At 73.0% G+C, this 24,498-nt stretch carries 21 protein-coding genes; 15 read left to right on the forward strand and 6 right to left on the reverse strand.

Annotated features, from left to right (window positions below; translation table 11 throughout):
- Positions 1–8 precede the first annotated feature (8 nt).
- Positions 9–2,330: a beta-L-arabinofuranosidase domain-containing protein gene (locus tag JOE38_RS12190; RefSeq protein WP_204576526.1), complete on the reverse strand. Its 2,322-nt coding sequence runs from the start codon at positions 2,328–2,330 to the stop codon at positions 9–11.
- Positions 2,331–2,512: 182 nt separating this feature from the next.
- On the opposite strand from JOE38_RS12190, the gene JOE38_RS12195 reads away from it, so the two are divergent.
- The 11 genes from JOE38_RS12195 (at position 2,513) to JOE38_RS12245 (ending at position 15,046) form a co-directional block, all read left to right on the forward strand.
- On the forward strand, positions 2,513–3,802 hold the full coding sequence (locus JOE38_RS12195; RefSeq protein WP_204576527.1) for an ABC transporter substrate-binding protein: 1,290 nt from the start codon (positions 2,513–2,515) through the stop codon (positions 3,800–3,802).
- A complete protein-coding gene (locus tag JOE38_RS12200) occupies positions 3,799–4,749 on the forward strand; it encodes a carbohydrate ABC transporter permease (RefSeq protein WP_307838875.1) in 951 nt (316 codons plus the stop codon). The genes JOE38_RS12195 and JOE38_RS12200 overlap by 4 nt, the downstream gene beginning before the upstream one ends.
- Entirely contained in the window at positions 4,746–5,654 is a 909-nt protein-coding gene (locus JOE38_RS12205) for a carbohydrate ABC transporter permease (protein ID WP_239544825.1), read from the forward strand. Before JOE38_RS12200 ends, JOE38_RS12205 begins: the two co-directional genes overlap by 4 nt.
- Before the next feature lie 91 nt (positions 5,655–5,745).
- A complete protein-coding gene (locus JOE38_RS12210; protein WP_239544826.1) occupies positions 5,746–6,765 on the forward strand; it encodes a LacI family DNA-binding transcriptional regulator in 1,020 nt (339 codons plus the stop codon).
- Between the two features lie 67 nt (positions 6,766–6,832).
- On the forward strand, positions 6,833–7,000 hold the full coding sequence (locus JOE38_RS12215; RefSeq protein WP_204576528.1) for a hypothetical protein: 168 nt from the start codon (positions 6,833–6,835) through the stop codon (positions 6,998–7,000).
- Positions 7,001–7,110: 110 nt separating this feature from the next.
- On the forward strand, positions 7,111–8,166 hold the full coding sequence (locus JOE38_RS12220) for an ABC transporter substrate-binding protein (RefSeq protein ID WP_204576529.1): 1,056 nt from the start codon (positions 7,111–7,113) through the stop codon (positions 8,164–8,166).
- Positions 8,139–9,239 (forward strand): FecCD family ABC transporter permease, encoded by a 1,101-nt coding sequence (locus tag JOE38_RS12225; RefSeq protein WP_374191163.1) that lies wholly within the window; start codon positions 8,139–8,141, stop codon positions 9,237–9,239. The genes JOE38_RS12220 and JOE38_RS12225 overlap by 28 nt, the downstream gene beginning before the upstream one ends.
- Positions 9,236–10,006, forward strand: a complete 771-nt coding sequence (locus tag JOE38_RS12230) for an ABC transporter ATP-binding protein (RefSeq protein WP_204576530.1) — start codon at positions 9,236–9,238, stop codon at positions 10,004–10,006. The genes JOE38_RS12225 and JOE38_RS12230 overlap by 4 nt, the downstream gene beginning before the upstream one ends.
- 74 nt (positions 10,007–10,080) lie before the next feature.
- Entirely contained in the window at positions 10,081–10,881 is an 801-nt protein-coding gene (locus JOE38_RS12235) for an NAD-dependent epimerase/dehydratase family protein (RefSeq protein WP_204576531.1), read from the forward strand.
- Positions 10,882–10,934: 53 nt separating this feature from the next.
- Entirely contained in the window at positions 10,935–12,209 is a 1,275-nt protein-coding gene (locus tag JOE38_RS12240; protein WP_239544827.1) for an MFS transporter, read from the forward strand.
- Positions 12,210–12,313: 104 nt separating this feature from the next.
- On the forward strand, positions 12,314–15,046 hold the full coding sequence (locus JOE38_RS12245; protein WP_204576532.1) for a phosphoenolpyruvate carboxylase: 2,733 nt from the start codon (positions 12,314–12,316) through the stop codon (positions 15,044–15,046).
- A gap of 198 nt (positions 15,047–15,244) precedes the next feature.
- Here the strand turns inward: JOE38_RS12245 and JOE38_RS12250 are convergent, their stop codons facing one another.
- Positions 15,245–15,814 (reverse strand): TetR/AcrR family transcriptional regulator, encoded by a 570-nt coding sequence (locus JOE38_RS12250; RefSeq protein ID WP_204576533.1) that lies wholly within the window; start codon positions 15,812–15,814, stop codon positions 15,245–15,247.
- Between the two features lie 118 nt (positions 15,815–15,932).
- Here JOE38_RS12250 and JOE38_RS12255 point away from each other — a divergent pair, with 118 nt between their 5' ends.
- Positions 15,933–16,598 (forward strand): SDR family NAD(P)-dependent oxidoreductase, encoded by a 666-nt coding sequence (locus JOE38_RS12255; protein WP_204576534.1) that lies wholly within the window; start codon positions 15,933–15,935, stop codon positions 16,596–16,598.
- Between the two features lie 72 nt (positions 16,599–16,670).
- On the opposite strand, the gene JOE38_RS12260 is transcribed toward JOE38_RS12255, so the two are convergent.
- Positions 16,671–17,303, reverse strand: a complete 633-nt coding sequence (locus JOE38_RS12260; protein ID WP_204576535.1) for a TetR/AcrR family transcriptional regulator — start codon at positions 17,301–17,303, stop codon at positions 16,671–16,673.
- Between the two features lie 78 nt (positions 17,304–17,381).
- Between JOE38_RS12260 and JOE38_RS12265 the strand changes: the two genes are divergently transcribed.
- Positions 17,382–18,572, forward strand: a complete 1,191-nt coding sequence (locus JOE38_RS12265; RefSeq protein ID WP_204576536.1) for a hypothetical protein — start codon at positions 17,382–17,384, stop codon at positions 18,570–18,572.
- A gap of 105 nt (positions 18,573–18,677) precedes the next feature.
- A complete protein-coding gene (locus JOE38_RS12270) occupies positions 18,678–19,727 on the forward strand; it encodes an amidohydrolase family protein (protein ID WP_204576537.1) in 1,050 nt (349 codons plus the stop codon).
- A gap of 898 nt (positions 19,728–20,625) precedes the next feature.
- Here JOE38_RS12270 and JOE38_RS12275 read toward each other — a convergent pair.
- The 3 genes from JOE38_RS12275 to JOE38_RS12285 all read right to left on the reverse strand — a co-directional run bounded on the left by JOE38_RS12275 (position 20,626) and on the right by JOE38_RS12285 (position 23,762).
- Complete coding sequence (locus tag JOE38_RS12275; protein ID WP_204576538.1) at positions 20,626–21,735, reverse strand: threonine aldolase family protein; 1,110 nt, start codon at positions 21,733–21,735, stop codon at positions 20,626–20,628.
- A 28-nt stretch (positions 21,736–21,763) separates the two neighbouring features.
- A complete protein-coding gene (locus tag JOE38_RS12280) occupies positions 21,764–22,420 on the reverse strand; it encodes an NUDIX domain-containing protein (RefSeq protein ID WP_204576539.1) in 657 nt (218 codons plus the stop codon).
- A gap of 73 nt (positions 22,421–22,493) precedes the next feature.
- Positions 22,494–23,762, reverse strand: coding sequence for an NAD(P)/FAD-dependent oxidoreductase (locus tag JOE38_RS12285; RefSeq protein WP_204576540.1), 1,269 nt, complete (start codon positions 23,760–23,762; stop codon positions 22,494–22,496).
- Between the two features lie 275 nt (positions 23,763–24,037).
- Between JOE38_RS12285 and JOE38_RS12290 the strand changes: the two genes are divergently transcribed.
- Complete coding sequence (locus JOE38_RS12290; protein WP_204576541.1) at positions 24,038–24,484, forward strand: Asp23/Gls24 family envelope stress response protein; 447 nt, start codon at positions 24,038–24,040, stop codon at positions 24,482–24,484.
- The last annotated feature ends 14 nt before the right edge of the window (positions 24,485–24,498 follow it).

The following is a 24,498-nucleotide window of genomic DNA, read 5'->3' on the forward strand; positions in this document are numbered from 1 at the left end:
TCGGCGGGTCAGCGCCGCAGCTGGATCCCGAGCACGTCCCGCGTGCGACCGCCCGGCACCGCGTGCACCGACACCGTGACCGCCCCGGCGGGGGAGCCGGCGCGCATCCGGTCGGTGATCCGCACGTCGAGCGCGTCGTCGTCGGCCTCGCCGCCGAGCTCGCGCGGGACCGCGTCCGCCTCGACGTCGCCGACGCGGATCGACTGGCCGCCGCCGACGTCGTCACCCCGGCGCAGTCGCACGCGCACCGCGGTCGCCGTGCCGTCCGGGTCGCGCAGCTCGTAGGAGAACCAGCCGGTCGCGCTCCGCCAGTGCACGCCGTCGGCGCCTCGGGCCCGCGTGCCCTCTCCCCGGAAGCCGTGATCCACCTCGGGCTGCTGCTCACCGGCGACCACCTCGTCGACCACGTCGGTGTCGGTGCCCGCGGCGTCCATCGTGCGCAGCTCGGCGGCGCGCGTCACGGGATCCGCGCCCGTCGGCCAGACCAGCGTGCACCGCTCGTCGTGGATCCCCGCGAACGGCTCGAGCGCGACGGCGACCGGACCGCCGTCCCGCCAGGCGTCGAGGCGGAACGCGAGCGACGCGCGGTCGACGAGGGCGACGGCGTCGGCGGGATCGTCCGCGGTGATCACGGGCGTGCGCTCGAGCGGGACCTTCGGCGCGGGCGACACGTGGCCCATGCGCGAGTCCTCCGCGAGCGATCCCGCGATCCCGGCGACGCCGTCGCGCGAGGCCAGCGCCACGGGCCCGTACCGGAACGAGGTCCACGCGGATCCGTCGGGCAGGCGCTCGGCCCGCACCTCCATCCCGAGGTGCACGGTCACGACCGTCTCGCCCGACCACGTGCGGCGGATCGGCACCGCGTCGACGCCGGGCATGACGGGTACCGCCGCGTCTCCGACGTGCACCTCCATCGACGTCGCCCACCCTGGTCGCCGTAGCCGCACCTCCAGGTCGGCGGGCGCGTCGGCCGTGATCGTGACGGTCGCGTACCCCGTGCGCGCCACGTCCCCGTCGATGCGCGCCCTGATCCCACGCTCGGCCCAGTCCACCGAAGCCGGCACGTAGAGGTCCACGAGCAGCGCATCGTCGCCCGCGCGCGCGAACACCTGCTCGCCGTAGCGCGCGTGGTTCTCCATCCCGGTGCCGACGCAGCACCACATCGACTCCTCGGCCACCGAGTACACGCGGTGGTGCGCCGGTCGGAGCGACGTGAAGTAGACGAGCCCGCCGTGCTCGGGGTGCTGCGTGGAGAGGATGTGGTCGAGGGTCGTGCGCTCGACCTGGTCGAGGATCGCCGGATCCCCCGTCCGCTCGAAGCGCAGCCGCGCGAGCTCGAGCATGTTGTAGCTGTTGCAGGTCTCCGGCCCCTGCTCGTCGAGCACCATCGGCGCGAAGTCGCGCGACGGGTGGAAGTGCTCGCGCACGCTGTTGCCGCCGATCACGACGCTCCGCCGCTGCACCACCGACTCCCAGAACGCGTCCGATGCGGCGACGAGGCGCGCGTCTCCCGTCATCCGCCCGAGCCGCTCGATCCCGATGACCTTGGGGATCTGCGTGTTGGCGTGCAGCCCGTCGAGCTCGTCGCGGCCGGCGGCGAGTGGATCCACCAGCGCGCGCTGCGCGAATCGCTGCGCCTCGGCGAGCAGGTCGGCGCGCCCGGTGATCCCGGCGAGCGTCGCGAACGCGTCGCACATGCCGCCGTGCTCGGTCGCGAGCATGCCCTCGAACTGCTCGTCGTCGAGGTGCGCCGAGACGCCGAGCCACCAGTCGGCCATGCCCTCCGCCATGCGCAGGGCTCGCGCGGATCCCGTGTGCTCGTGCGCGTGGAGCAGCCCGCGGAGCGTCTTGTGCAGGTTGTAGAGCGGCACCCATCGTCCCTCGAGGTCGAACGTGTCCGCCTCTATCCGGCCCGAGGCCACTGTGCGGCCGAACTCCCGGCCGTCGGGCACGCCACCGAGCCATCCGTCGCCGGCCGCCTCCTGGCAGCGCTCGAGCACGTCGAGCATGTGCTCGAGGCGGGGGAGCAGGCGGGGATCGCCGGTCGCGGCGTGCAGCTGCGCCAGCGCGGAGAGGTAGTGGCCGCCGATGTGCCCGTCGAGGCCGATCGCCTCCCAGCTGCCGTAGCTCGGCGCGGGGGAGTCGAGCCCGGCCTCGCGGAGGAACGGCGCGAGCAGCCGGTCGGGATCCAGGCGCAGCACGTACTCGACGTCCGTGAGCTGCGCGTGCCGGAGCGGCCCGTCCCCGAGGCGCACGGCGGAGAGCGGGAACACCTGGACCGCGCCGTGGTCGGCGGCGGCGGGACGCGGGGCTGCGGGGAGTGCGGTCATCGGGATCCTCGGCTCTCGGATGCGGGCGCGGCGGCGGTGCCGTACCCGGATCGACCCGCCCTTGACGGGCAGTACATCGATGCACATAATCTAGTACAACGATGTAGAAGGCACCACGGCGGTGCGTGCGGCCATGCGGCCGAGTCCCTCGGGGCCGACACGTCACGGACACGAGGAGCGCGATGAAGCGGACCACGAGGAGGCTGGTCGCCGCGGCGACCCTCACGATCACGGGCCTCGCGCTCAGCGGGTGCTCCGCGGGATCCGGCGGCGGCGAGGGCGACGGGACCATCGAGCTCTGGATCCGCGACTACGAGAAGGCCCTCGTCGAGCCGCTCGCCGACGCGTACAACGCCACGCACGAGACGCAGGTCGAGATCACGCTCGTCCCCTCGCCCAGCTACGTGCAGAAGCTCGCGACCTCCATCGCGGGTGGCGACCCGCCGGACGCGGCCGCCCTCGACCTGGTCTTCACGCCGTACTTCGCGCAGGCCGGCGCCCTCGTCGACATCACCGACCGGGTCGACGCGCTCGGCTACGCCGACGACTTCAGCCCCGCGCACGCATCCGTCTCGGCGTTCGACGACCGCACCTACGCAGTGCCGTTCACGGGCGACGCGTCGGTGCTCTTCTACAACAAGACGCTCTTCGCCGAGGCCGGGCTCGACCCGGAGGATCCGCCGACTACCCACGCGGAGATCCGCGCGGCTGCGAAGGCCATCACCGCGCTCGGCGACAGCACCTACGGCTACTCCATCCCCGGCGCGTGCGGCGGCTGCCTCATCTTCGGCTTCACTCCGCTGATCTGGGGCGGCGGCGGCAACGTGCTCTCCGCCGACGGCCGCACTGCGACCCTCGACAGCCCGGAGGTCGCCGAGGGGCTCGAGCTCCTGCGCGGAATGTGGACCGACGGCAGCATGCCGTCGCTCGCCCAGACCGACGCCGGCCCCAACACCGCGACCGCGTTCCAGCAGGGCACGGTCGGCATGATCGCCGACGGCACCGCCACCATGGGCGCGCTGGTGGCCGGCGGCACGGTCGACTTCGGTGTCACGCCGCTGCCCGGCAAGGACGGCGGATCCGCGTCCTTCGGCGGCGGCGACACCCTTGCGATCCTCGAGGGCTCCGACGACGCCGACGCGGCGTGGGAGTTCGTCGAGTGGGCGACGGGAGCGGAGGCCCAGACGATCCTCGCCGAGCAGTCGGTCGTGCCCATCCGCACCGACCTGCTCGACGAGGTCTACGTGCCGCAGGACCCGCGCTACAGCGTGTTCGCGGATGCGCTCCGGGTGGGCCACGTGCCGTTCAGCCCGGTCGAGAACGAGCTGTTCAACGACAACAACGGGGTCTGGGTCAACCTGATCTCGCAGTCCGTGTTCGGCGGCGGGATCCCGGAGGCGCAGCGCGAGGCCCAGGCCGAGGCGCAGCGCATCCTCGACTCCGTCGTCTACGTCGAGGAGGACGAGAAGTGACCGCACCCGTGATCACCCGGCTGCAGGGCGCCGTGGCGTCCCCTGCCCGCAGCGCGGTGCGCGACCGCGGCGGCATGGCGAGGAGGCGGCGCCGCACCGGCATCCTCCTGGCGCTGCCCGCCCTCGTGATGCTCGTGACGTTCTTCATCTGGCCGCTGATGCGCACCATCGCGATGTCGACGTACACCTGGCCGCTGCTCGGCAACCGGGCCTTCACCGGCCTGGCCAACTACGTCGAGGCGTTCCAGGACGCCGCCTTCCTCAAGGCGGTCGGGTTCACGCTCGTCTACACGGCGGTGGTGACCCCGGTGCTCCTCGTGATCGGCCTCGTGCTGGTGCTCCTCATCCAGCGCCGCACGCGCACCGCCCGCATCTTCCAGTCGATCTTCTTCCTGCCGGTCGTGGTCGGTCTCGCCTCCGCGAGCTACCTCTTCCTCTTCATGTGGCAGCCGGTGATCGGGCCGACCATGAAGGCGCTGGCCGGCATCGGGCTGCTCGACGTGTCGACGAACATGTTCGGCGGGAACGTGACCGCGTTCCTCGTGGTCGTCAGCATGGTCGCGTGGAAGTCCGCGGGGCTCCAGATGCTGCTCCTGCTCTCGGGCTTCCAGTCGATCCCGCAGGAGGTGAACGAGGCGGCCGAGGTGGACGGATCCACGCGCTGGCAGCGGTTCTTCCACATCACGCTGCCGCTGCTGCGGCCGACCCTCGCGCTCGTGCTGGTGTTCAGCGTGGCCGGGTCCCTGTTGGCGTTCGACCAGTTCTACATCATGACCGCGGGCGGGCCGGACAACGGCACCATCACGGCGGTCTACGAGATCTACCGCTCCTCGTTCATCCGGCTCGACCTCGGCTACGGGGCCGCGCTCTCCATCATCCTCATGGTCGTCCTCGGCCTCGTCAGCGCAGCCCAGATGCTGCTCCTCCGGAACTCGGACCACTCATGAGCACATCCGCCCCCACCCGCCCCGCCTCCTCCGTCCCCGCCGCGGGCGCGTCCCCGCTTCGCGAAGCGCGCGGCCGGGACGCCCGCGGCCTCGGCGCCGTGCGCGCCTCCATGCCGCGCCTCGCCTGGTACGTCGCCTGCGGCTGCGTCGCGCTCCTCTTCCTCTACCCGCTGGGGATCATGCTCGGCACCGCGCTCACCGCGCAGGACGGCTCGGTCGGTCTCGGCAACCTCCAGCGGCTCCTCACTCCGACCGGCGGGCTCGACCTCGTGACGAGCCTGCGCAACAGCGTCTTCGTGTCGCTGCTGGTGACCGCGATCACGGTCGTGGTCTCGACGCTGGCCGGCTACGCGTTCGCGCGACTGCCGTTCCAGGGGAGCGACGTCGTCTTCTTCGTCGTGCTGATCACGTTCATGATCCCGTTCCAGGCGATCATCACGCCGCTGTTCCTGACGCTCATCGAGCTCGACCTCGACAACAGCCTCGTGGGGCTGTCGCTCGTGCTCGCCACCTTCAACCTGCCGTTCGGGATCTTCCTCATGCGGAACTCGTTCGCGGCGGTGCCGGCGAGCCTGGAGGAGGCCGCGCTCATCGACGGGAACACGCCGCTGCAGGCGATGCGGCGCGTGATGCTGCCCATCGCGATCCCCGGCGTCGTCTCGACCGCTCTGCTCACCTTCTTCTCGGCGTGGAACGACTTCTTCGCGACGCTCATCCTCATCACCGACCAGAGCCTCTACACGCTCCCGGTGAGCCTCAACATCCTCTCGGCCGGCCAGAACAACACGGTCGACTGGGGGCTGATGCAGACGGGCGTCGCCGTGACGGTGCTCCCGTGCGTCGTGCTCTACCTGCTGCTGCAGCGCTACTACGTGGCCGGCCTCATCAGCGGCGCCGTGAAGTAGGGCCGCCACCCGGCCCGCGTGCGAGGCTGGGGGCGGCGCGCGCCGGCCGGACGAGGATCCGCCGCGGGAGCGCCCGGACGAGGGGGAGCGGATGGCGGCCACGATGAGCGACGTCGCGAAGGCCGCCGGCGTCTCCATCAAGACCGTCAGCAACTTCTTCAACGGCTACCCCTACATGCGCGAAGAGACGCGGGCGCGGATCGAGGCGGCCGTCGCCGAGCTCGGCTACCGGATGAACGTGTCGGCCCGGAACCTCCGCTCGGGCCGGTCGCGCATGATCGCGCTCGTGATCCCCGAGCTCGACAGCGCGTACCTCGCGCCGCTCGCGCAGGACGTGATCGACGCGGCCGACGAGCTCGGCCTGAGCGTGCTCGTCGAGACCACGGCGGGGCGGCGCGACCGCGAGATCGGCGCGCTCTCGGGCCTGCACCGCCAGGTGCTCGACGGCGTGATCTACGAGCCGCTCGCCCTCCACCAGGAGGACGCGGGCGTCATCGACCTGAACGTGCCGCTCGTGATGATCGGCCAGCGCTTCCTCGAGGGCCTCGCCGACCAGGTGCTCATCGCCGACCTGGACGCCGCGCGTGCCGCGGTCGCGCATCTCGTGGAGACCGGACGTCGGCGGATCGCGCTCATCGGCGTGCGGGACGCGGGCGAGCGCTCGGGATCCGCGCTCCGGCAGCGCGGCGCCGAGGAGGCGCTGGCCGCGGCCGGCATCCCCGTCGACCCGCGCCTGCAGGTGGATCCCGGCCCCTGGCGCCGCGAGTCCGGCGCCGCCGCGATGGCCCGCCTCCTCGACGACGGCGTGGAGCTCGACGCCGTCTTCGGCTTCAACGACTCGCTCGCGCTCGGCGCCCAGTGGATGCTCCAGGAACGCGGCCTCCGCGTGCCCGAGGACGTGTCCGTCGCGGGCCTCGACGACACGGCCGACTCCCGCTTCGCCCAGCCGCCGCTCACCACCGTGTCGCCCGGTCGGCGCGCCATCGCGCGCCGGGCGGTCGCGATGCTGGCCGAGCGGATCGAGCGCGGTGCGGACGCGGGCGCCTTCCGCTCCGAGACGATGGGCTTCGAGCTGATCGTGCGCGGGTCGACGGTGGTGCGCGGGCGCTGATCCGGCCGTCGACGCCCGCCGCTCACGGGGATCGTGCCGTCGGCGACGTCTCGGTAGGGTCGTCGCCATGGATCGGAAGCCCATCGCCCTCGGGGTCGCGGTGATGGTGCCGCTCCTGCTCGCGGCGGTCTGCTTCTCGCTGATCCGCTCCGCGTGGGCGATTCCCTTCTACGGCGTCCTCGTGATCGGCCTCGCCGTGGTCTACCGCGTGACGTCCCGGCGACCACGGCGATAGGCCCGCCCGGTCGTGGAGGCGGGGTCGAGCCGCCCAGTGAGGTAAGGCTATGCTTACCCGCGGCCCGGGCTCCCCGCCGGGCCGATGCCGGCCTCGACCCCAGGAGACCCATGCCCCGCGCTCGCGCCCTCGCCCGCCTCACCGCCACCGCCGTGACGGGCCTCGTGCTCGTCGCCCTCACCGGATGCGGCGCCTCCGAGGAGGTGCCGGCCGCCTCCGTCGCCGACGCCGGCGAGGGATCGACGACGTACCCGCTGACGCTGTCGAACTGCGGCCACGACGTGACGATCGACCAGGCGCCGTCGCGCGTCGTGTCGCTCGACCAGGACTCCACCGAGATCCTGCTGTCGCTCGGGCTCCAGGACCGCATGGTCGGCACGGCGTCGTGGACGGATCCGGTGCTGGACTCGCTCGCCGACGCGAACGCGCAGGTGCCGCGCCTCGCCGACAACGCGCCCACCTACGAGGTGCTGCTCGGCGCGGACCCCGACTTCGTCACCGCGTCCTTCGGCCGCCACTACGGCACGGGCGGCGTCGTCACGCGCGACCGGCTCGCCGAGACGGGCATCCCCTCCTACCTGTCGCCCACCGACTGCGACTCCGACATCAGCATCAACGGCGGCGGCCAGCGCACGACCGCGCTCACCGTCGACGCGCTGTACCAGGAGATCCGCGAGATGGCGGAGGTCTTCGACGTGCAGGATCGCGGCGAGGCGCTCGTCGCGTCGCTCCAGCAGCGCGCGGCCGCGGCCACCGACGGCATGGACATGGGCGGCGCGAAGGTCATGTACTGGTTCGCCGACACCAAGACGCCGTACATGGGCGGCGGATTCGGCGCCACGTCGCTCCTGTCGCGCCAGCTCGGTCTCACGGACGCGTTCCCCGAGGTGCGCGACGACTTCATCGCCACCGGGTGGGAGACCGTGGTCGACCGCGACCCGGACATCCTCGTGCTCGGCGACCTGCAGCGGGACCGGTTCCCGGGCGACAAGCTGCAGGACAAGATCGACTTCCTCGAGTCCGACCCGCTCACGCGCGACCTCACGGCCGTGAAGGAGGACCGGATGGTGGCGCTGCACGGCGCGGAGATGAACCCGTCGATCCGGTTCGTGGACGGGCTCGAGAAGATCCGGGCCTGGTGGGACGCGCGCGGGGCGGAGCTCTGAGCGCGGCGGTCCCGCGGGCGCCGTTCGGCGCGGTCGCCGCACGGGTGCGCGCCCTCCCGCACGCGCTCCGCGTCGGGCTGCTGGTCGTGCTCGGGATCGTCGCGCTCGCGCTCTCCGTGGGCGTCGCCGTGACCCTCGGGCCGGCCGACGTCTCGCTCGTGAACGTGCGCGACATCCTGCTCAACCACGCCGGGCTCGCGAGCATCCCGGTGCGCGTCTCCGAGGACGCGATCGTCTGGCAGGAGCGCCTCCCGCGCGCGCTCGTCGCGGCGGCGTGCGGCGCGGGACTCGGCCTCTGCGGCGTCGTGCTGCAGTCGCTGCTGCGGAACCCGCTCGCGGATCCGTTCGTGCTCGGCGTCTCGTCCGGTGCCTCCACGGGCGCCGTGCTCATCGGGGTGCTCGGCCTCGGCGGCGGCGCGATCGGGATGTCCGGCGGCGCCTTCATCGGGGCGCTCGTGGCCTTCGGCTTCGTGCTGCTGCTCGCCCGGTTCTCGTCGGCGGGCACGGCCGGCGTGATCCTCGCGGGCGTGGCCAGCACGCAGCTCTTCTCCGCGCTCACCTCGCTCGTGGTGTTCGCGTTCGCCGACTCCGACGAGACGCGCGGCATCACGTTCTGGCTGCTCGGGTCGCTCGAGGGCATGCGCTGGGACGAGGTGGGGCTCAGCGTCTCCGTCGTGGCGATCGGCGCGGTCGTCTGCCTCGCCTACGCCCGCTCGCTCGACGCCTTCGCGTTCGGGGAGGAGGTGGCGTCGTCGCTCGGGATCCACGTGGGCCGCACCCGCACGATCCTCCTGGTGGTCACGGCCCTCCTCACCGCGACGCTCGTGAGCATCGCGGGCGCCATCGGCTTCGTCGGCCTGGTGCTCCCGCACGCCGCGCGCCTGCTGTTCGGCCAGCGGCACGCGCGTGTCGTGCCCGCCACGATCGTGCTCGGCGCGGTCTTCATGGTGTGGGTGGACGCGTTCTCGCGCCTCGCCTTCGCACCCACCCCGCTGCCCGTGGGCGTGGGCACGGCGCTCGTGGGCGTGCCCGTCTTCATGCTGCTGCTGATGCGGAACCGGGGACGCGCATGACGCTCGAGGCGCACGGCGTCAGCTGGTCGCGGGGCGGGCGGATCGTGGTCGACGACGTGACGCTGGAGCCCGCGCCCGGATCCACCGTCGGGCTGCTCGGGCCGAACGGGTCCGGCAAGTCGTCGCTCCTCAGGCTGCTCCAGGGGGCTGCGTCGCCGGACTCCGGCCGCGTGACGCTCGACGGCGCCGACCTCGCGGGGATCCGCCGCCGCGACGTCGCCCGCCGGGTCGCGACCGTGACGCAGCACGGCGAGACCGAGGTCGACATCGTGGTGCGCGACGTCGTGCGCCTCGGCCGCACGCCGTACCGCACGCTGCTCGGCGGGGACACGGCGGAGGATGCGGCGGCCATCGACCGGGCCATCGCGCACGTGGGCCTCGAGGCGAAGGCCGACCGCGCCTGGCGCACGCTCTCCGGCGGCGAGCGGCAGCGGGCCCACATCGCCCGGGCCCTCGCGCAGGAGCCGCGCGAGCTGCTGCTCGACGAGCCGACCAACCACCTCGACATCCGCCACCAGCTGGAGCTGCTCGCCCTCGTGCGCGACCTGCCGGTGACCACGGTGATCGCGCTGCACGACCTCAACCTCGCGGCGATGTTCTGCGACAGCGTGCTCGTGCTGCGCGAGGGGCGCGTGGTGGCGGGCGGGCATCCGCGCGAGGTGCTCACCCCGGAGCTCATCGCCGACGTCTACGGCGTGCGTGCGGTCGTGACGCACGATGCGGCGGTCGGCTGCTCGCGCGTCCTGTTCGACGCGGCTCCCCTCTAGGCGGGGCCCCGCCCGTCGCCCAGGATGGGAGGACGGCCGCGGGACCGCGGCGCTTCGACGACGAGGGGATCCGCATGGCCACGATCACGATCACGGGAGGATCCGGGCGCATCGCCACGAGCATCCGCCCGCTCCTCCTCGCGGCCGGGCACGAGCTGCGGCTGCTCGACGTGGTGGCGCCGCCGAGGCCGCTCGCGCCGGGGGAGACCTCCGCGATCGTCGACACGACCGACGTCGACGCGTGCACCGAGGCGTTCCGCGGATCCGACCTCGTGGTGCACCTCGCGGCGCACGCGGCCGAGCGGTCGTGGGAGGCGATCCAGCGGGTCAACAACGACGGCGCGCACGCGGTGCACGAGGCGGTCGTGCGGGCGGGGGTGCCGCGGATCCTCGCCGCCAGCTCCATCCACGCGGTCGGCTTCCTGCCCGCGACCGAGGCCGCGCGCGAGGACGTGCCCGTGCCCCGCCCCGACACCTTCTACGGCCTCAGCAAGGTGCTGCTCGAGGGGCTCGGCAGCATGTACGCCGACCGGCACGGGCACGTCGTGGTGAGCGTGCGGATCATGACGGCCGAGCCCGAGCCGTCCGCCGCGCGCAGCATCTCCACCTGGCTGTCCGCGGGCGACGCCGCCCGGCTCGTGGAGGCGGTGCTGCACCTCGACGAGCCCGGCCACCGCATCGTCTGGGGCGTCTCGCGGAACACGCGCCGCTGGGTCTCGCTCGCCGCGGGCGAGGCGATCGGCTACCACCCCGAGGACGACGCCGAGGTCTTCGCGCACCGCTTCCCGGAGCTCGGCGCGGACACGTCGCCGCCCGCGGGCGTGCTGCTCGGGTCGATCTTCACGGAGGTGGGGCTGGGCGCCGACATGGGGTGAGGCGGGCGCGCAGCGGCGACCGACGGCGGCGTCGGCCGACGTACGCTGGCTGCATGCGGTCCTTCCGACGTGCGGGATCCGCACGCACCCCCGAGCCCGGCGACGGCTCGATGCCCGACACCCGTGGCCCCGGCCGCGCACCCCGCGCGAAGCTCCCGCGCGACGTCCTCGTCCTCGGCGTCATCGCGTTCTTCGTGATGGTCGGCTTCGGCGTCGTCGTGCCCGTGCTGCCCGTCTACGCCGAGAGCTTCGGGGTCGGCAGCTTCGAGGTCGGCGCGGTCATCTCGGCGTTCGCGCTCATGCGGTTCGTGATGAGCCCGTTCGTCGCGCGCCTCATCGACTGGAGCGGCGAGCGCACCGTGCTCGCGGTCGGCATCGGGATCGTCGCCGTCTCCTCCGGGCTCGCGGGCCTCGCGCAGGACTACGTGCAGCTGCTGCTCCTCCGCGGCGCGGGCGGCATCGGGTCGGCGATGTTCTCGGTGGCCGCGATGACGCTGCTGCTCGGCTCGACGGATCCCACCCGCCGCGCCCGCGCGATCGGCTTCTACCAGGGCGGCTTCCTCATCGGCGGCATGGCCGGGCCCGCGCTCGGCGCCGTGCTCGCGACCATCTCGCTCACCGCTCCCTTCTTCTTCTACGCGGCCACGCTCGCCGTCGCGAGCGTCATCGGGCTGCTGCTCCTGCGGCCGCGCACGCGCGACGTCGCCGCGACCGGGACGCCCGAGGTCGTGATCCCGTTCGGGAAGGTGCTGCGCGACCCGCGGTACCGCGCGGCGCTGCTCGCGAACCTCGGCAACGGGTGGGCGTCGATGGGCGTCCGCAGCGCGCTGATCCCGCTGCTCGTCGTGGCCGTGATCGGCGCGGATCCCTCGGCCACCGGCATCGCGTTCGCGTGCGCCGCCGTGGTGCAGGCGCTCGCGCTCGCGCCGGCCGCGCGCTTCGTGGACACGCGCGGTCGCCGGCCCGCGATCGTCGGCGCGTACGGCGTCGCCGGGCTGCTGATGATCGCGATCCCGTTCGCCCCGGACATGGTCGTGCTCACCGTGCTGCTCTGCGTCTACGGCGCCGCCGCGTCGTTCATGGGCACGGCGCCCGCCGCCGCCGTCGGCGATGCCGCGGGCGCCCGCAGCGGCCGGCCGGTCGCCGTGTTCTCGATGGTGTCGGACCTCGGCGCCATCGTCGGCCCGCTCGTCGCCGGCTTCCTCGCGGACGCGTTCTCGTACCCGGTCGCCTTCGCGACGGGCGCCGTGCTGCTGCTCGCCGCCTCCGCGTACGCGCTGCTGCGGATGCCGCGGGACGAGCGCGTGGCGGCGCCCGCCGCGAGCTGATCCGGTCGCCCGGTGCGCCCTCCACAGCAGGATCCGCGGCCGGAGGGTCCGTCCTCGGACGTCATGCGCAGGATCCGCCGCGCGCTGTCCGTATCCTCGACACCGTGACGACTCCCCCGAAGAAGCCGCTTCCCCTCGAGCACGACTCCACCCGCGACGGCACGCGCGACGCCGTCGAGCCGGCGCTCCGCTCCGACGTCAGCCACCTCGGCGGCCTGCTCGGCCAGGTGCTCCGCGAGTCCGGCGGGGAGGATCTGCTGCGCGACGTCGAGCGGCTGCGCGAGCTCGTGATCGACGCGTACGAGAGCGCGCGCGACGCCTCCATCGACGACGCCGAGCGCCTCGTCGCCACGTTCACGCCCGAGCGCGCCGAGCAGGTCGCCCGCGCGTTCACCTGCTACTTCCACCTCGCGAACCTCGCCGAGGAGCACCACCGCGTGCGCGTCCTCCGCGAGCGCGAGGCGGCGTCGGGCTTCGTCCCCGACTCCATCCCGGACGCCGTCGGGAAGCTCACCGAGGAGCTGGGCCGCGAGGAGGCCATGCACCGCCTCGGCGAGATGCGGTTCCACCCGGTGCTCACGGCGCACCCCACCGAGGCGCGCCGGCGGGCGGTGGCCACGGGGATCCGCCGCATCGGCGACCTGCTCACGGAGCGCGACGGCGCCATGGCGGGCACGCTCACCGGGCAGGACATCGACCGCCGGCTGCTCGAGGAGATCGACGGCCTGTGGCGCACGTCGCCGCTGCGCACCACGCGGCCCACCCCGCTCGACGAGGTCCGCACCGCCATGGGCGTCTTCGACCAGACCTTGTTCGAGGTCGTGCCGCGCGTCTACCGCCTGCTCGACGACTGGCTGCTCGGCGAGGAGGCCGGCGTGCGCGACGCGGTCGCGCCCGCCTTCTTCCGGCTCGGCAACTGGATCGCGGCGGATCGCGACGGCAACCCGTACGTCACCGCCGCGGTCACGGAGGAGGCCGCGGGCATCGCCAGCGAGCACATCCTGCTGGGCCTCGAGCGCGTCGCCCTCCGCGTCGGCCGCTCGCTCACGCTCGGCGACGCCGACACCCCGCCGAGCGCCGAGCTCCGCGAGCTCGCCGCCGCGCAGGACGCGCTCGCGCCGCACCTCACCGCCCGCATCGGCACGCGCGCGCCCGCCGAGCTGCACCGCCGCGTGCTGCTCGTCATCGCCGGCCGCCTCGCCGCCACGCGCGAGCGCCACGACGACCCCATCGCCTACCCGTCGGCCGCCGAGCTGCTCGCCGACCTCCGCGTGCTGCAGGCGTCGCTCCGGAGCGCGGGCGCGCACCGCATCGCGGGCGGCGAGCTGCAGGGCCTCGTCTGGCAGGCCGAGACCTTCGGCTTCCACCTCGCCGAGATGGAGGTGCGCCAGCACTCGCAGGTGCACCGCGAGGCGCTCCGCGAGGTCCTCGCCGTCGCCGCGGCGGACGCGTCCGGCGACCAGGCGCCCGAGCTCGCGCCCATGACGGTCGAGGTGCTCGACGTGTTCCGCACGCTCGCCCGCCTGCAGGAGCGGCACGGCGTCGCGCCGTTCTCCCGCTTCATCGTCTCGTTCACCCAGTCGGCCGACGACATCCGCACGGTGCACGAGCTGGCCGCGCTCGCGCTCGGGTCGGCGGAGGAGGCGCCCGTCCTCGACGTCATCCCGCTCTTCGAGACGTTCGCGGATCTCGACGCGAGCACGGAGATCCTCGACGGCATGATCCGGCTGCCCCAGGTGGCGGCGCGCCTCGCGCAGACGGGCCGCAAGCTCGAGGTCATGCTCGGCTACTCCGACTCGTCGAAGGACGTCGGGCCGGTCTCCGCGACGTTCGCGCTGTTCGACGCGCAGGCGCGCATCGCCGCGTGGGCGCGCGAGAACGACATCGAGCTCACGCTCTTCCACGGCCGCGGCGGCGCGCTCGGCCGCGGCGGCGGGCCTGCCGACCGCGCCGTGCGGGCCCAGCCGCCGGGATCCGTCGACGGCCGCTTCAAGCTCACCGAGCAGGGCGAGGTGATCTTCGCCCACTACGGCGACAAGCGCATCGCCGCCCGCCACATCGAGCAGATGGCCGCCGCGACCCTGCTCGCCTCTGCGCCCTCCAACGAGGAGCGCAACGCGGTGGCCGCACAGGGGTCCGCCGAGATGGTGCGCACGATGGACGAGGCCTCGCGCGCCCGCTTCTTCGAGCTCGTGAAGGCGCCCGGCTTCGCGCCGTGGTTCGCGCAGGTCACGCCGATGGAGGAGATCGGGCTGCTGGCGCTCGGCTCGCGGCCGGCCCGCCGCGGCCTGTCGGTCGAGTCGCTCGAGGACCTGCGGGCGATCCCGTGGGTGTTCGCGTGGACGCAGGCGCGCATCAACCTCACGGGCTGGTTCGGGCTGGGGTCGGCGCTCGCCGCCGTCGGCGACGAGGCCGTGCTCCGCAAGGCGTACGACGAGTGGCCGCTGTTCACGTCGATGATCGACAACGTCGAGATGTCGCTCGCCAAGACCGACGGCCGCCTCGCGGAGCGCTACCTCGCGCTCGGCGACCGGCCGGATCTCGCGGCGCTCGTCACCGAGGAGATGGAGCTCACGCGCGAGTGGGTGCGGAAGGCCACGGGCCGCGGCGAGATCCTCGAGGGCCGGCCGGTGCTGCGCCGCGCGGTGCGCCTCCGCAGCCCGTACGTCGACGCGCTCTCGCTGCTCCAGCTGCGGGCCCTCCGCGCGCTGCGCACGGCGGCCTCCGACGCGACCGGCCAGGGCGCTCCCGGCCAGGCCGACCCCACGGATCCCGACCACCGGCTCCTGCTCCTCACGGTCAACGGCATCGCGGCGGGGCTGCAGAACACGGGCTGATCCGCGCCCTGGGAACACGGCGGCGGCCGGCCTCGAGTGTGCCGACCGCCGCCGTTCCGTGCGAGGGGATGACGAGCTCAGAAGGGCGGTACAGGCCGGAGGACGGTGGGAGTCGAGGAGCTCACCGCCGCAGCGGGCGGTGAGCTCGTCGCTGTGGTCTTCGTCGGGTCGACGGGCGGGTGCTGGCGGAGGCCGGCGTCAGCCCCCCGCGGTCCAGGCCGCGGCGATGCTGCGGTCGACGACCCGACGCCATCCGTCCGGCGCGGTGGGGTCGTGGCTGGCCATCCCGGCCATCCACAGCACGCTCATGAGGTCATCCGGTGTGAAGTCGGGCGAGAGCACGCCGGCGTCGTGGGCGTTGTCGACGAGCTCCGCCCCGAGCGCCATGGATCGTTCGCACGCGTTGATGAGGAGCACCGCGTCGGGATAGCGGCGGAGCATCGCGTCGTTCATGGCGGGATCGCTGCGCTGCAGATCGATCATCTCGGCGATGAAGGTCTCCAGCTGCGCGCGCGGGGAGTCCTCGGCCAAGGTCCGGTCCCGGAGCGTCGCGAGCTTCGCGCCGGCGATGTCCGGCACGACGGCGTCGATGAGCTGGTCCCGCGAGCCGATGCGGTTGTAGAGCGTCCCGATGCTCACGCCGGCTTCTCGGGCGATGTCCTCCAGCGGAGCGGACAGCCCTCGTGCGGTGAACACCGCCATGGCGGCCGCGCGCAGCTTCTCGACGTTCGCCTGAGCGTCTCGGCGCAGGCCGGGGGCAGGACTCATGCTGGCTCCACTTGATCTTGAGGGCATCCTCAACATAGGCTCGGGCGCACTTGAGGACCTACTCAACTTATCGCATCAGGACACGTGGCTCGGCAGCGCGCCACGGGAAGGACGCATCATGCCCCTCATCACCATCATCGGAGCGGGGCCGGGACTCGGCCTCGAGATCGCGCGCGCGTTCGGGCGGAAGGGCTTCGACGTCGCCCTCGTGGCGCGTGACCGGTCGAAGCTGGACGGCTTGGAGCGCACGCTCGGTGCCGATGGCATCACCGCTCGGGGCTTCACGGCCGACGTCACCCGGCCCGACACGATCAGGGAAGCGCTCCGCTCGATCCGCGACGAGCTCGGTCCGATCGACGTGCTCGAGTTCTCCCCGGCGGATCGCGCTCTGGAGTCGGTCGACGCGCTGGACGTGACGATGGAGAACCTGCAGCCGCAGATCGACTTCTACCTGGGCGGTGCCGTGGCGGCGATCGGCGCCGTGCTGCCGGACATGATCGCCGCGGGTTCCGGCACGGTCATCGTGACCACGGGCGGTGGCTCGCTCGCGCCCACGCCGGCCCGCGGCAACATCAACATCGCCGCGGCGGGACTGCGGAACTGGACGCTGAACCTCCACGCCGCCCTCGCGGAGCGCGGGGTCCACGTGGCGTTCGTCGCCATCACCGCGCTGATCGGCGGCGGCCGCCCGGATGCCGAGCCGGACGTCATCGCGCAGGCGTACGTCACGCTCCACGACGAGCGACGGGACGCCGAGCTGCACTACGTCGCCTACGACGCCTGACGCATCTCCCGCCCGGGCTCCGCGGCTCGGGCGGGTCGGCGTGCGGCTCCCGGGCCCTGGTGACCGCGCCGTCTAGTCGGACGAGGCCGGGGCCGCGGTAGCGGTGGCGGCCGCGGCGGCGAACGCGCGGAGCGTCGCGACCTGCTGGGCGGTGCTCGGCGGCGCGTCGGCCATCTGCCAGGTCGACACGAGCGCGACCATCCCGCCGATCGCGAAGGTCCGTGCGTCATCGCTGAGGGCGATGCCCGGTCGGGCGTCGTCGTGATGCGACTCCATCAACCAGGTGCTCACCACCGCCGCGATGACCTCGGCGACCCGCTCGCCGCGCGGGATGGCGCGGAGCTTGTCGAAGAACTCGCGATCCGCTCGCCCGGCGGCCAGCAGCGGTTCGACCCCGTGCTCCCGGACGGCGTCGGTGAGCGCCTGCGCGAGGTTCGCCGCGCCGTCGGCGGCGGTTGGGCATTCCTGGAGGAGCCGGCTGATCCAGGCATCCGTCGCGAGGTCGCCGACGTTGTCGTAGTGGTTGTGCAGCGCCTGCCGGCTGAAGCCCGCGCGCTGCGCCACCGCGCTCATCGAGATCGCCTCGCCCTTCGGCGCCTCGGACACCAGCGCTGTGAGCGCCTGGATCAGGGCGGAGCGGGTGCGGACGACCCGCGGGTCGACCCGGGACGCGCCGTCCGGTACCGCGCCACTCCGCTCCGTCATGCATCCATCTTGTCAGAGGCCCCGACCTTGTGTACGGTCGTCATCTATTGGACAACTGTAAAGGACATGATGACCCACGTGACCGAGACGGCACATCACCGCGGAGACTCCCCGCAGCACCCCGACTTCGAGGCGGCGGTCGCGGGGGGCGCGCTGACGTCGGAGGGGCCGGGGTCCATCCATCGCTACCGGAACCTGATCCTCGGCGGGGTCGCGATCCTGCTCCTCGCCATGGCGATGCTGGTCAGCTACTCGACCGCGTTCGGCGACCCGACGCCGAACCACATCCACCTCGCGGTGACCGGCGACGCCGACACGATCGTCGCGCTCGAGCAGCAGGGGTCGCTGGAGCTCACCGTCGTGTCCTCCGCCGAGGAGGCCCAGGCCGCCGTGCTCGACCGTGACGTGGACGGCGCTGTCGTCCTGCCCGCGCCGGGTACCGGCGGCCAGGTCTCCACCTACATCGCCAGCGGCGGAGGCCGCGCCGTCGCGCAGGCAGTATCCGGCATCGGCGCCTCGATCGCGGCGAAGGCGCAGTCCACGAACCAGACCATCGACCTCGCCCCTCTGCCGGAGGACGACCCGGTCGGATCGATCGAGTTCTACGCGATCCTCTTCGCGGGGCTGGGCGCGGCGCTCGGCGCGACGGTGTTCGGACGCATCCTCGGCACGGTCGACACGGCGCCGAAGTTCGTCGAGCGCAGCGTCGTCCTCGTCATCTACTCCGGCCTGCTCGCCGGCCTGATCACGCTCTGGATCGACTCCGCGCTGGATGCCGTGACCGTCGGCCCATGGGGCGTGTTCGGGGTCCTCTGGCTGACGGGTGTCGCGATTGGAGGGGCGGTGACGGGAGTCGCGGCCCTCGGCGGCACCATCGCCGCGCTGGCGATGACGCTCGCCCTGGTGATCTTGGGCAACACGTCCTCCGGTGGGCCGCTCGGGATCCACGTCCTCAACGACTTCTTCCAGACCCTCTACTACGTCTTCCCCCAGGGCGACGCGCTCGACCTCCTGCGGTCGGTCCAGTACTTCGACGGCGCGGCCGTGACCGCTCCGATCATCCGACTGGGGATCTGGGCGGTCGCGGGCATCCTGCTGACCCTGACGGCCATGCTCATCCGCACCCGTCGGGAAGCCGCGGCCCGCGCGACGGAGGCACGGCCTCCGGGGTCGGGGACCCGCGGGGCGGCCGGGCCCTCGCCCGCCCACGCCCCGCACGCCGCCGTCACCACCAGCTCGGAATTCCTTCCGCTCACGCCGTCACCCTGACCGCGACGCGATCAGCAGCACTGCTCCACCTGACCGGCGGCCATCACGCCCACGCCCCGCACGACGCGCACGTGACATCCACCAACGCAATCGGAGGTTCTTGACATGCCAGGAAAGATCGACGTCCACCAGCACCTGCTCCCGCCCATCTACTTCGAGGCGCTGAAGGCGGCAGGAGAACGGGCGATGGGGAGCGGGGCCGGGTCGGCCGGGGGTGCCCCGGCCGTGTCGGGCGGATCCGCGCAGTGGAATCCGTGGGCGGCGAACGGCGACACGGGACCGCGACAGGGTCCGCGCACGATCGGCGGCTGGCAGATGCCGGAATGGGACCCCGAGGCAGCCATCGCGATGATGGACGAGGCCGGCATCGAGACCGGGATCCTGTCGATGAGCGCACCCGGTGTCCACTTCGGTGACGATGCCGCAGCCCGCGCGCTCGCGCGCGAGCTGAACGACTACCAGGCCGAGCTGGTCCGATCACGGCCGGACCGGTTCGGGCACTTCGCCGTGCTGCCGCTGCCGGACTTCGACGGCGCGGTCGCCGAGGCCGTCCGGGCGCTCGACGACCTCCACGCCGACGGTGTGCTCCTGCTGTCGAACGCGAACGGGCGCTACCTCGGCGATCCCGCGTACGAGCCGCTGTGGGTGGAGCTCGCCGCACGCTCGGCCGTGGTCTTCGTGCACCCCACGTCGCCGCCGATCGCGCAGCTGCCGGGGATGCCGACGGCGCTGCTGGACTTCCCGTTCGACACCACGCGCACCGCCGTGGACCTCGTCGCCCACGGCGTGTTCGACCGGCACCCGGACCTGCGCGTGATCCTCTCGCACGCGGGCGGGTTCCTGCCCTACGCCGCCAGCCGCTTCAGCGCCGCCGCCATGTTCAACCCCGGCACCACCCCGGAGAGCATCCAGGCGGGACTGCGCAAATTCTACTTCGACACCGCGTTGTCCGCGTCGCCCACGTCCCTGCCGTCGCTCCTCGCGTTCGCGGAGCCGGGTCACATCCTCTACGGAAGCGACTTCCCCTATGCCGACCCGGAATGGAGCGCGCGCTTCGACCACGAGCTGGACATCTATGACGGCCCTGGGGCGGAGCGGCTGGGTGAGGTGGACCGCTCCGCCGCCGAGGCACTGTTCCCCCGCTTGGCGAGGTAGGGCGGAAGCCCCCGCTCCGGATCGCAGGCGCAGCGATGATCGCGCGATAGGCGGCACGAGTTCACGTGACGGTCGGATGAGCCCCTGAAGCGCCTCAGCCGGACTGGCTACGTCACGGGATGTCGGCTCAGACTCCACCGCGCGAGACGTGACGCGGGTCCGACCCGCTGCTCTCCGGGAGCGGCGCATCCATCGCCGCCGCTCTACGGCGCCGCCTTCACGTAGCTGAAGACGGCGCCGTGGGGCGTGCCTAGTTGTCGGGTCCGCAGTGGACGCTCGGGGGCCACTCGAAGGTCGGGGTCCCGGAGTAGCACGGGTCGGGACGGACCTGAGGGTAGTGGTGCCGGACGCCGTCGGTCTCGAGTCCGCGGGTCGAGGCCTGCGCGGACATGGGAGTGAGGACCATGGCCGCGCTCATGGCGCCGAGGAGGAGGAGGGCTCGTGTCGCCGTGACGCGGGATATGCGATCTGTCATGTGTGTCCCGTTCTGTTCTGCGCGCTGAATGCTCTGAGGCGAGTCGCGCGTTCCTCGCCGAGAGCGCCGGAGCCGGCGCCGCACACGGTAGGACCATGCGCAGGGGACACGAGTGGGCTGTCCACATCACGCGTAGTCGGCTGGGCGTGGGACGCGACGTGCAGGCCGTCTCGAGTCGACGCTCGCTGGCTGCAGCTGCAGCTGCAGCTGCGGGCGCGGCGCACGCCGGCTTCCGACGCGGCAGGCCAGGCCGCGCCCGGCCAGGCCGACCCGACGGATCCGGACCACCGGCTCCTGCTCTCACGGTCGACGGCATCGCGGCGTGGCTGTAGAACACGAGGTGATCCGCGCTCGTACGAACGCGGCGGCGGCCAGTCCCTCGCGGGGCCGGCCGCCGTCGTGCGTCGGGGAACGGGGCGCGCCCTATGCCGCCCCGACCTCCCGGCGGATCGCCGCCGCGAAGCGGTCGATGTCGTCCTCGGTGGTGTCGAACGAGCACATCCAGCGCACCTCGCGGCGGGCCGGGTCCCAGTCGTAGAAGCGGAACTCGGAGCGGAGGCGGTCGGCGACGCCCTCGGGGAGGATCGCGAAGAGGCCGTTCGCCTGCGTCTCCTGCGTGAACTCGACGCCGTCGACGCCGTCGAGCGCCGAGCGGAGTCGCGCGGCCATGCCGTTCGCGTGGCGCGCGGAGCGGAGGTAGAGCGGCACGCCGTCGACCTCGGATCCGAGGAGCGCCAGCAGCTGCGCGCTCACGAACCGCATCTTCGAGGCGAGCTGCATGTTGAGCTTGCGCAAGTAGGTGAGCCCCTCGGACGCCTCGGGGTCGAGCACCACGATCGCCTCGCCGTAGAGCAGGCCGTTCTTGGTGCCGCCGAAGCTGACGACGTCGACGCCGGCGTCGGACGTGAAGGCGCGGAAGGGCGCGTCCAGCGTGGCGGCCGCGTTCGAGAGGCGGGCGCCGTCCATGTGCAGGCGCATGCCGCGCTCGTGCGCGTGGTCGGCGATCGCCCGCACCTCGGCCGGCGTGTAGACGGTGCCGAGCTCGGTGGTCTGCGTGATGCTCACGGCGAGCGGCTGTGCGCGGTGCTCGTCGCCCCAGCCCCACGCCTCGCGGTCGATCAGCTCGGGGGTGAGCTTGCCGTCCTCGGTGGGCACCTGGAGGAGCTTGATGCCGGCGACTCGCTCGGGCGCGCCGCCCTCGTCGGTGTTGATGTGCGCGGTGGTCGCGCAGACCACGGCGCCCCAGCGCGGCAGCATCGAGAGGAGCCCGGTGACGTTCGCGCCCGTGCCGTTGAAGACGGGGAACGCCTCGGCGCCGCGGCCGAAGTGCTCGCCCACGACCTCCTGGAGCCGTGCCGTGTACGCGTCGCCGCCGTAGGCGACCTGGTGCCCGCCGTTCGCGGCCGCGATGGCCTCGAGCACCTCGGGGTGGATCCCGGAGTAGTTGTCGGAGGCGAAGCCGCGGGCGGCGGTGTCGTGGAGGCGGAGGGGGGAGACGGGGGAGGCGTCGGTGGCGTCGGTCACGGGATCCATCCTCGCCTACCGGCGGGTGCGGCCCGGCCTACGCGGGGAACCCGTGCAGCGCCACGTGCTGGAGCAGGATCACCGTCTTGCCGTCCGCGATGCGGCCGTCGGCGACCATCGCGAGCGCCTCGTCGAGCGTCACCTCGACCCGCTCGATGTCCTCGCCCTCCTCGGCCACGCCGCCGCCCGCGCCCACGACGTCGGCCGGCGTGTACGACGCGAGGTAGTGGTGCACGCGCTCGGTCACGGATCCGGGGCTCATGAACAGGTCGAACAGGTGCGTGAGCGCCACGACCTCCACGCCCAGCTCCTCGCGGGCCTCGCGGCGGATCGCATCCTCCGGGGAGTCCTCGTCGAGGAGGCCGGCCGCCGCCTCGACGAGCATGCCGTCTGCGTGGCCGTTGACGTAGGCGGGGTAGCGGAACTGGCGCGTGAGGAGGATCCGGTGGGTGTCGGCCGCGTAGAGGAGCACGGTCGCGCCGTCGCCCCGGTCGTACGTCTCGCGCTGCTGCTCCTGCCAGGATCCGTCGCGCAGCTGCAGGTCGAGCGTCGTCCGGCGGAGCACGTGCCAGCCGTCGGAGGTGACCTCGACGCGCTTGACGACGACGTCGGGGTTCCGGTCGAGGTCCGTGCCGCGCAGGTGGAGGCCGGTGCGGCCCCGCGAGTCGGGCACGGTCTCACCGGGGCGCGTCATGGTGCCATCCTCGCGGGGCGCTGGGCGGCGGCGCGTCCGTCCGACGGCGGATCCGCCCGGCGGGCCGTTTGGATCAGGCGCGGCCCTGCAGGATCAGGTTCCAGTACACCCACGGGAGCACGTAGCGGTCGGCGAGGAACGTGATGCGGCGCTCCTTCGCGAGGCCCTTCCAGCCGGGGATCGTGGGCTTCGGGCGGTAGCGGTCGTCGAACTCGGCGAACACCACGGTCGAGCGGGAGACCACGAACGGGCACACCGAGTACCCGTCGTACGTCTGCGGCAGCGGCTTCCCCTCGAGCGCCGCGACGAGGTTCTTCGCGACCGTGGTGGTCTGCTGGCGGAGCGCGCCACCCGACTTCGAGTTCGTGGTCGCGGCGGCGTCGCCGAGCGCCCACACGTCGGGGAAGCGCGGGTGGCGGAGGGTCAGCGGATCCACCTCGACGAAGCCGCCCGCGTCGCCGGGAGCTGCGAGGCCCGTGTCGGCGAGCCAGTCGGGCGCGGACTGCGGCGGCACCGCGTGCAGCACGTCGTAGGAGAGCGTCTCGCGATCCGCGTCCTCGAGGCCCTGCTGCGCCGCGTGGTCCGGGCCGAGGAGCGCGCGGGCGCGGTCGACGCCGGCGATCTCGACGGTGCGGGCGGCCGGATCCACGCCCACGAGCTCGCGCCCGTACCGCACCTCGATGCCGTACTCGGCGACCTTGCGCTCGAGCTCGGCGTCGACGAGGGGCATGCCGAACATGGTCGGCGTCGGCACGACGAGCACCACGCGGATGTCGTCGAGCACGCCGATCGCCCGCCAGTGGTCGCATGCGAGGTACATGGGCTTCTGCGATGCGCCCGAGCAGGTCCCGGGACCGTCGGGCTGCGTGAAGACGACCGTGCCGGAGCGCACGTCGCGCAGCACCGTCGACGCCTTCGCCGCGTAGCGGTGCTCGTAGTTCGAGATGCCGACGGGCGAGTCCATCGCCTCGACGAGGCCGGGCACGCGATCCCAGTCCTTCTGGATGCCGGGGCACACGATGAGCTGGCCGTAGGAGACGCGGCGGCCGGACTCGAGCGTCACCGTCTTCGCGGCCGGGTCGATGCCGGCGACGCGGTCCCGGATCCACGTGACGCCCTTCGGCGTGACGGACCCCTGCGGCCGCGTGGCCTGCGACGCCCGCGCGGTGCCGCCCGCGACGTGCGAGAACATCGGCTGGTAGTAGTGCGTGTCGCGCGGCTCGATCACCGCGACGTCGTCGACGCCGTACCGCCGGAGCCGGCCCGCGACCGAGAGGCCGGCGTTCCCCCCGCCGATCACGAGCACGTCGTGGTGCAGGGTCGTGCCGTCGGGAGGGGTCATGGGCTCACCCTAGGCCGGGGTGCGAGCGGGTGCCGGGGCGGAGGGCGACGCCGGCCGACGACGCCGGCCGACGACGGGGTGGCGCCCTGGCCGGAAAGCGCACGCCGGATGCCGCCCGCTGGCCGCGCAGCGAAGCCCAGCCGCTCCCGCCTGGAGGAACGCTGAACGTCGGGGACGAGCGGGGCACCCGGCCCGTCTCCTTGACGTGCCGGGCATCCAGCCGGCACCGCGATCCCCTCGACGGGAGCGCGCCCCATCCACCTCAGGAGCACCACATGACCGACGTCACCCCCGCCACCGCATCCAGCCGCGCCGCCGCCAAGCACACGCCCGCCGACTCCGCCTCGGGCAAGAACACGATCGCCGACGGCGTCGTCGAGAAGGTCGCCGGCATCGCGGCCCGCCAGGTCCCCGGCGTCCACGACCTCGGCAACGGCGCGGCCCGTGCCGTCGGCGCGATCCGCAACGTCATCGGCCAGCAGGACCGCGGCCAGGGCATCTCCGTCGAGGTCGGCGAGAAGCAGGTCGCCGCGGACATCGTCGTCGTCGCCGAGTACCCCGTCGCGCTGCAGGACCTCGCCGACCGGATCCGCGAGTCCGTCACCGACGCGATCTCGCAGGTCGTCGGCATGGACGTCGCCGAGGTCAACGTCACCGTCTCCGACGTGCACATCCCGTCGGACGACAAGGACGACGACGACTCCAAGAGCCGCGTCCAGTAGCACCTCCCACGCGG

The organism is Clavibacter michiganensis (assembly GCF_016907085.1).
GTDB classification, from domain to species: Bacteria; Actinomycetota; Actinomycetes; order Actinomycetales; family Microbacteriaceae; genus Clavibacter; species Clavibacter michiganensis_O.

Coding starts and splice junctions, on each gene's coding strand:
- JOE38_RS12190 (WP_204576526.1), bottom strand. CDS start 2,330: ATGACCGCACTCCCCGCAGCCCCGCGTCCCGCCGCCGCCGACCACGGC.
- JOE38_RS12195 (WP_204576527.1), top strand. CDS start 2,513: ATGAAGCGGACCACGAGGAGGCTGGTCGCCGCGGCGACCCTCACGATC.
- JOE38_RS12205 (WP_239544825.1), top strand. CDS start 4,746: ATGAGCACATCCGCCCCCACCCGCCCCGCCTCCTCCGTCCCCGCCGCG.
- JOE38_RS12210 (WP_239544826.1), top strand. CDS start 5,746: ATGGCGGCCACGATGAGCGACGTCGCGAAGGCCGCCGGCGTCTCCATC.
- JOE38_RS12215 (WP_204576528.1), top strand. CDS start 6,833: ATGGATCGGAAGCCCATCGCCCTCGGGGTCGCGGTGATGGTGCCGCTC.
- JOE38_RS12220 (WP_204576529.1), top strand. CDS start 7,111: ATGCCCCGCGCTCGCGCCCTCGCCCGCCTCACCGCCACCGCCGTGACG.
- JOE38_RS12230 (WP_204576530.1), top strand. CDS start 9,236: ATGACGCTCGAGGCGCACGGCGTCAGCTGGTCGCGGGGCGGGCGGATC.
- JOE38_RS12235 (WP_204576531.1), top strand. CDS start 10,081: ATGGCCACGATCACGATCACGGGAGGATCCGGGCGCATCGCCACGAGC.
- JOE38_RS12240 (WP_239544827.1), top strand. CDS start 10,935: ATGCGGTCCTTCCGACGTGCGGGATCCGCACGCACCCCCGAGCCCGGC.
- JOE38_RS12250 (WP_204576533.1), bottom strand. CDS start 15,814: ATGAGTCCTGCCCCCGGCCTGCGCCGAGACGCTCAGGCGAACGTCGAG.
- JOE38_RS12255 (WP_204576534.1), top strand. CDS start 15,933: ATGCCCCTCATCACCATCATCGGAGCGGGGCCGGGACTCGGCCTCGAG.
- JOE38_RS12260 (WP_204576535.1), bottom strand. CDS start 17,303: ATGACGGAGCGGAGTGGCGCGGTACCGGACGGCGCGTCCCGGGTCGAC.
- JOE38_RS12270 (WP_204576537.1), top strand. CDS start 18,678: ATGCCAGGAAAGATCGACGTCCACCAGCACCTGCTCCCGCCCATCTAC.
- JOE38_RS12275 (WP_204576538.1), bottom strand. CDS start 21,735: ATGGATCCCGTGACCGACGCCACCGACGCCTCCCCCGTCTCCCCCCTC.
- JOE38_RS12280 (WP_204576539.1), bottom strand. CDS start 22,420: ATGACGCGCCCCGGTGAGACCGTGCCCGACTCGCGGGGCCGCACCGGC.
- JOE38_RS12285 (WP_204576540.1), bottom strand. CDS start 23,762: ATGACCCCTCCCGACGGCACGACCCTGCACCACGACGTGCTCGTGATC.
- JOE38_RS12290 (WP_204576541.1), top strand. CDS start 24,038: ATGACCGACGTCACCCCCGCCACCGCATCCAGCCGCGCCGCCGCCAAG.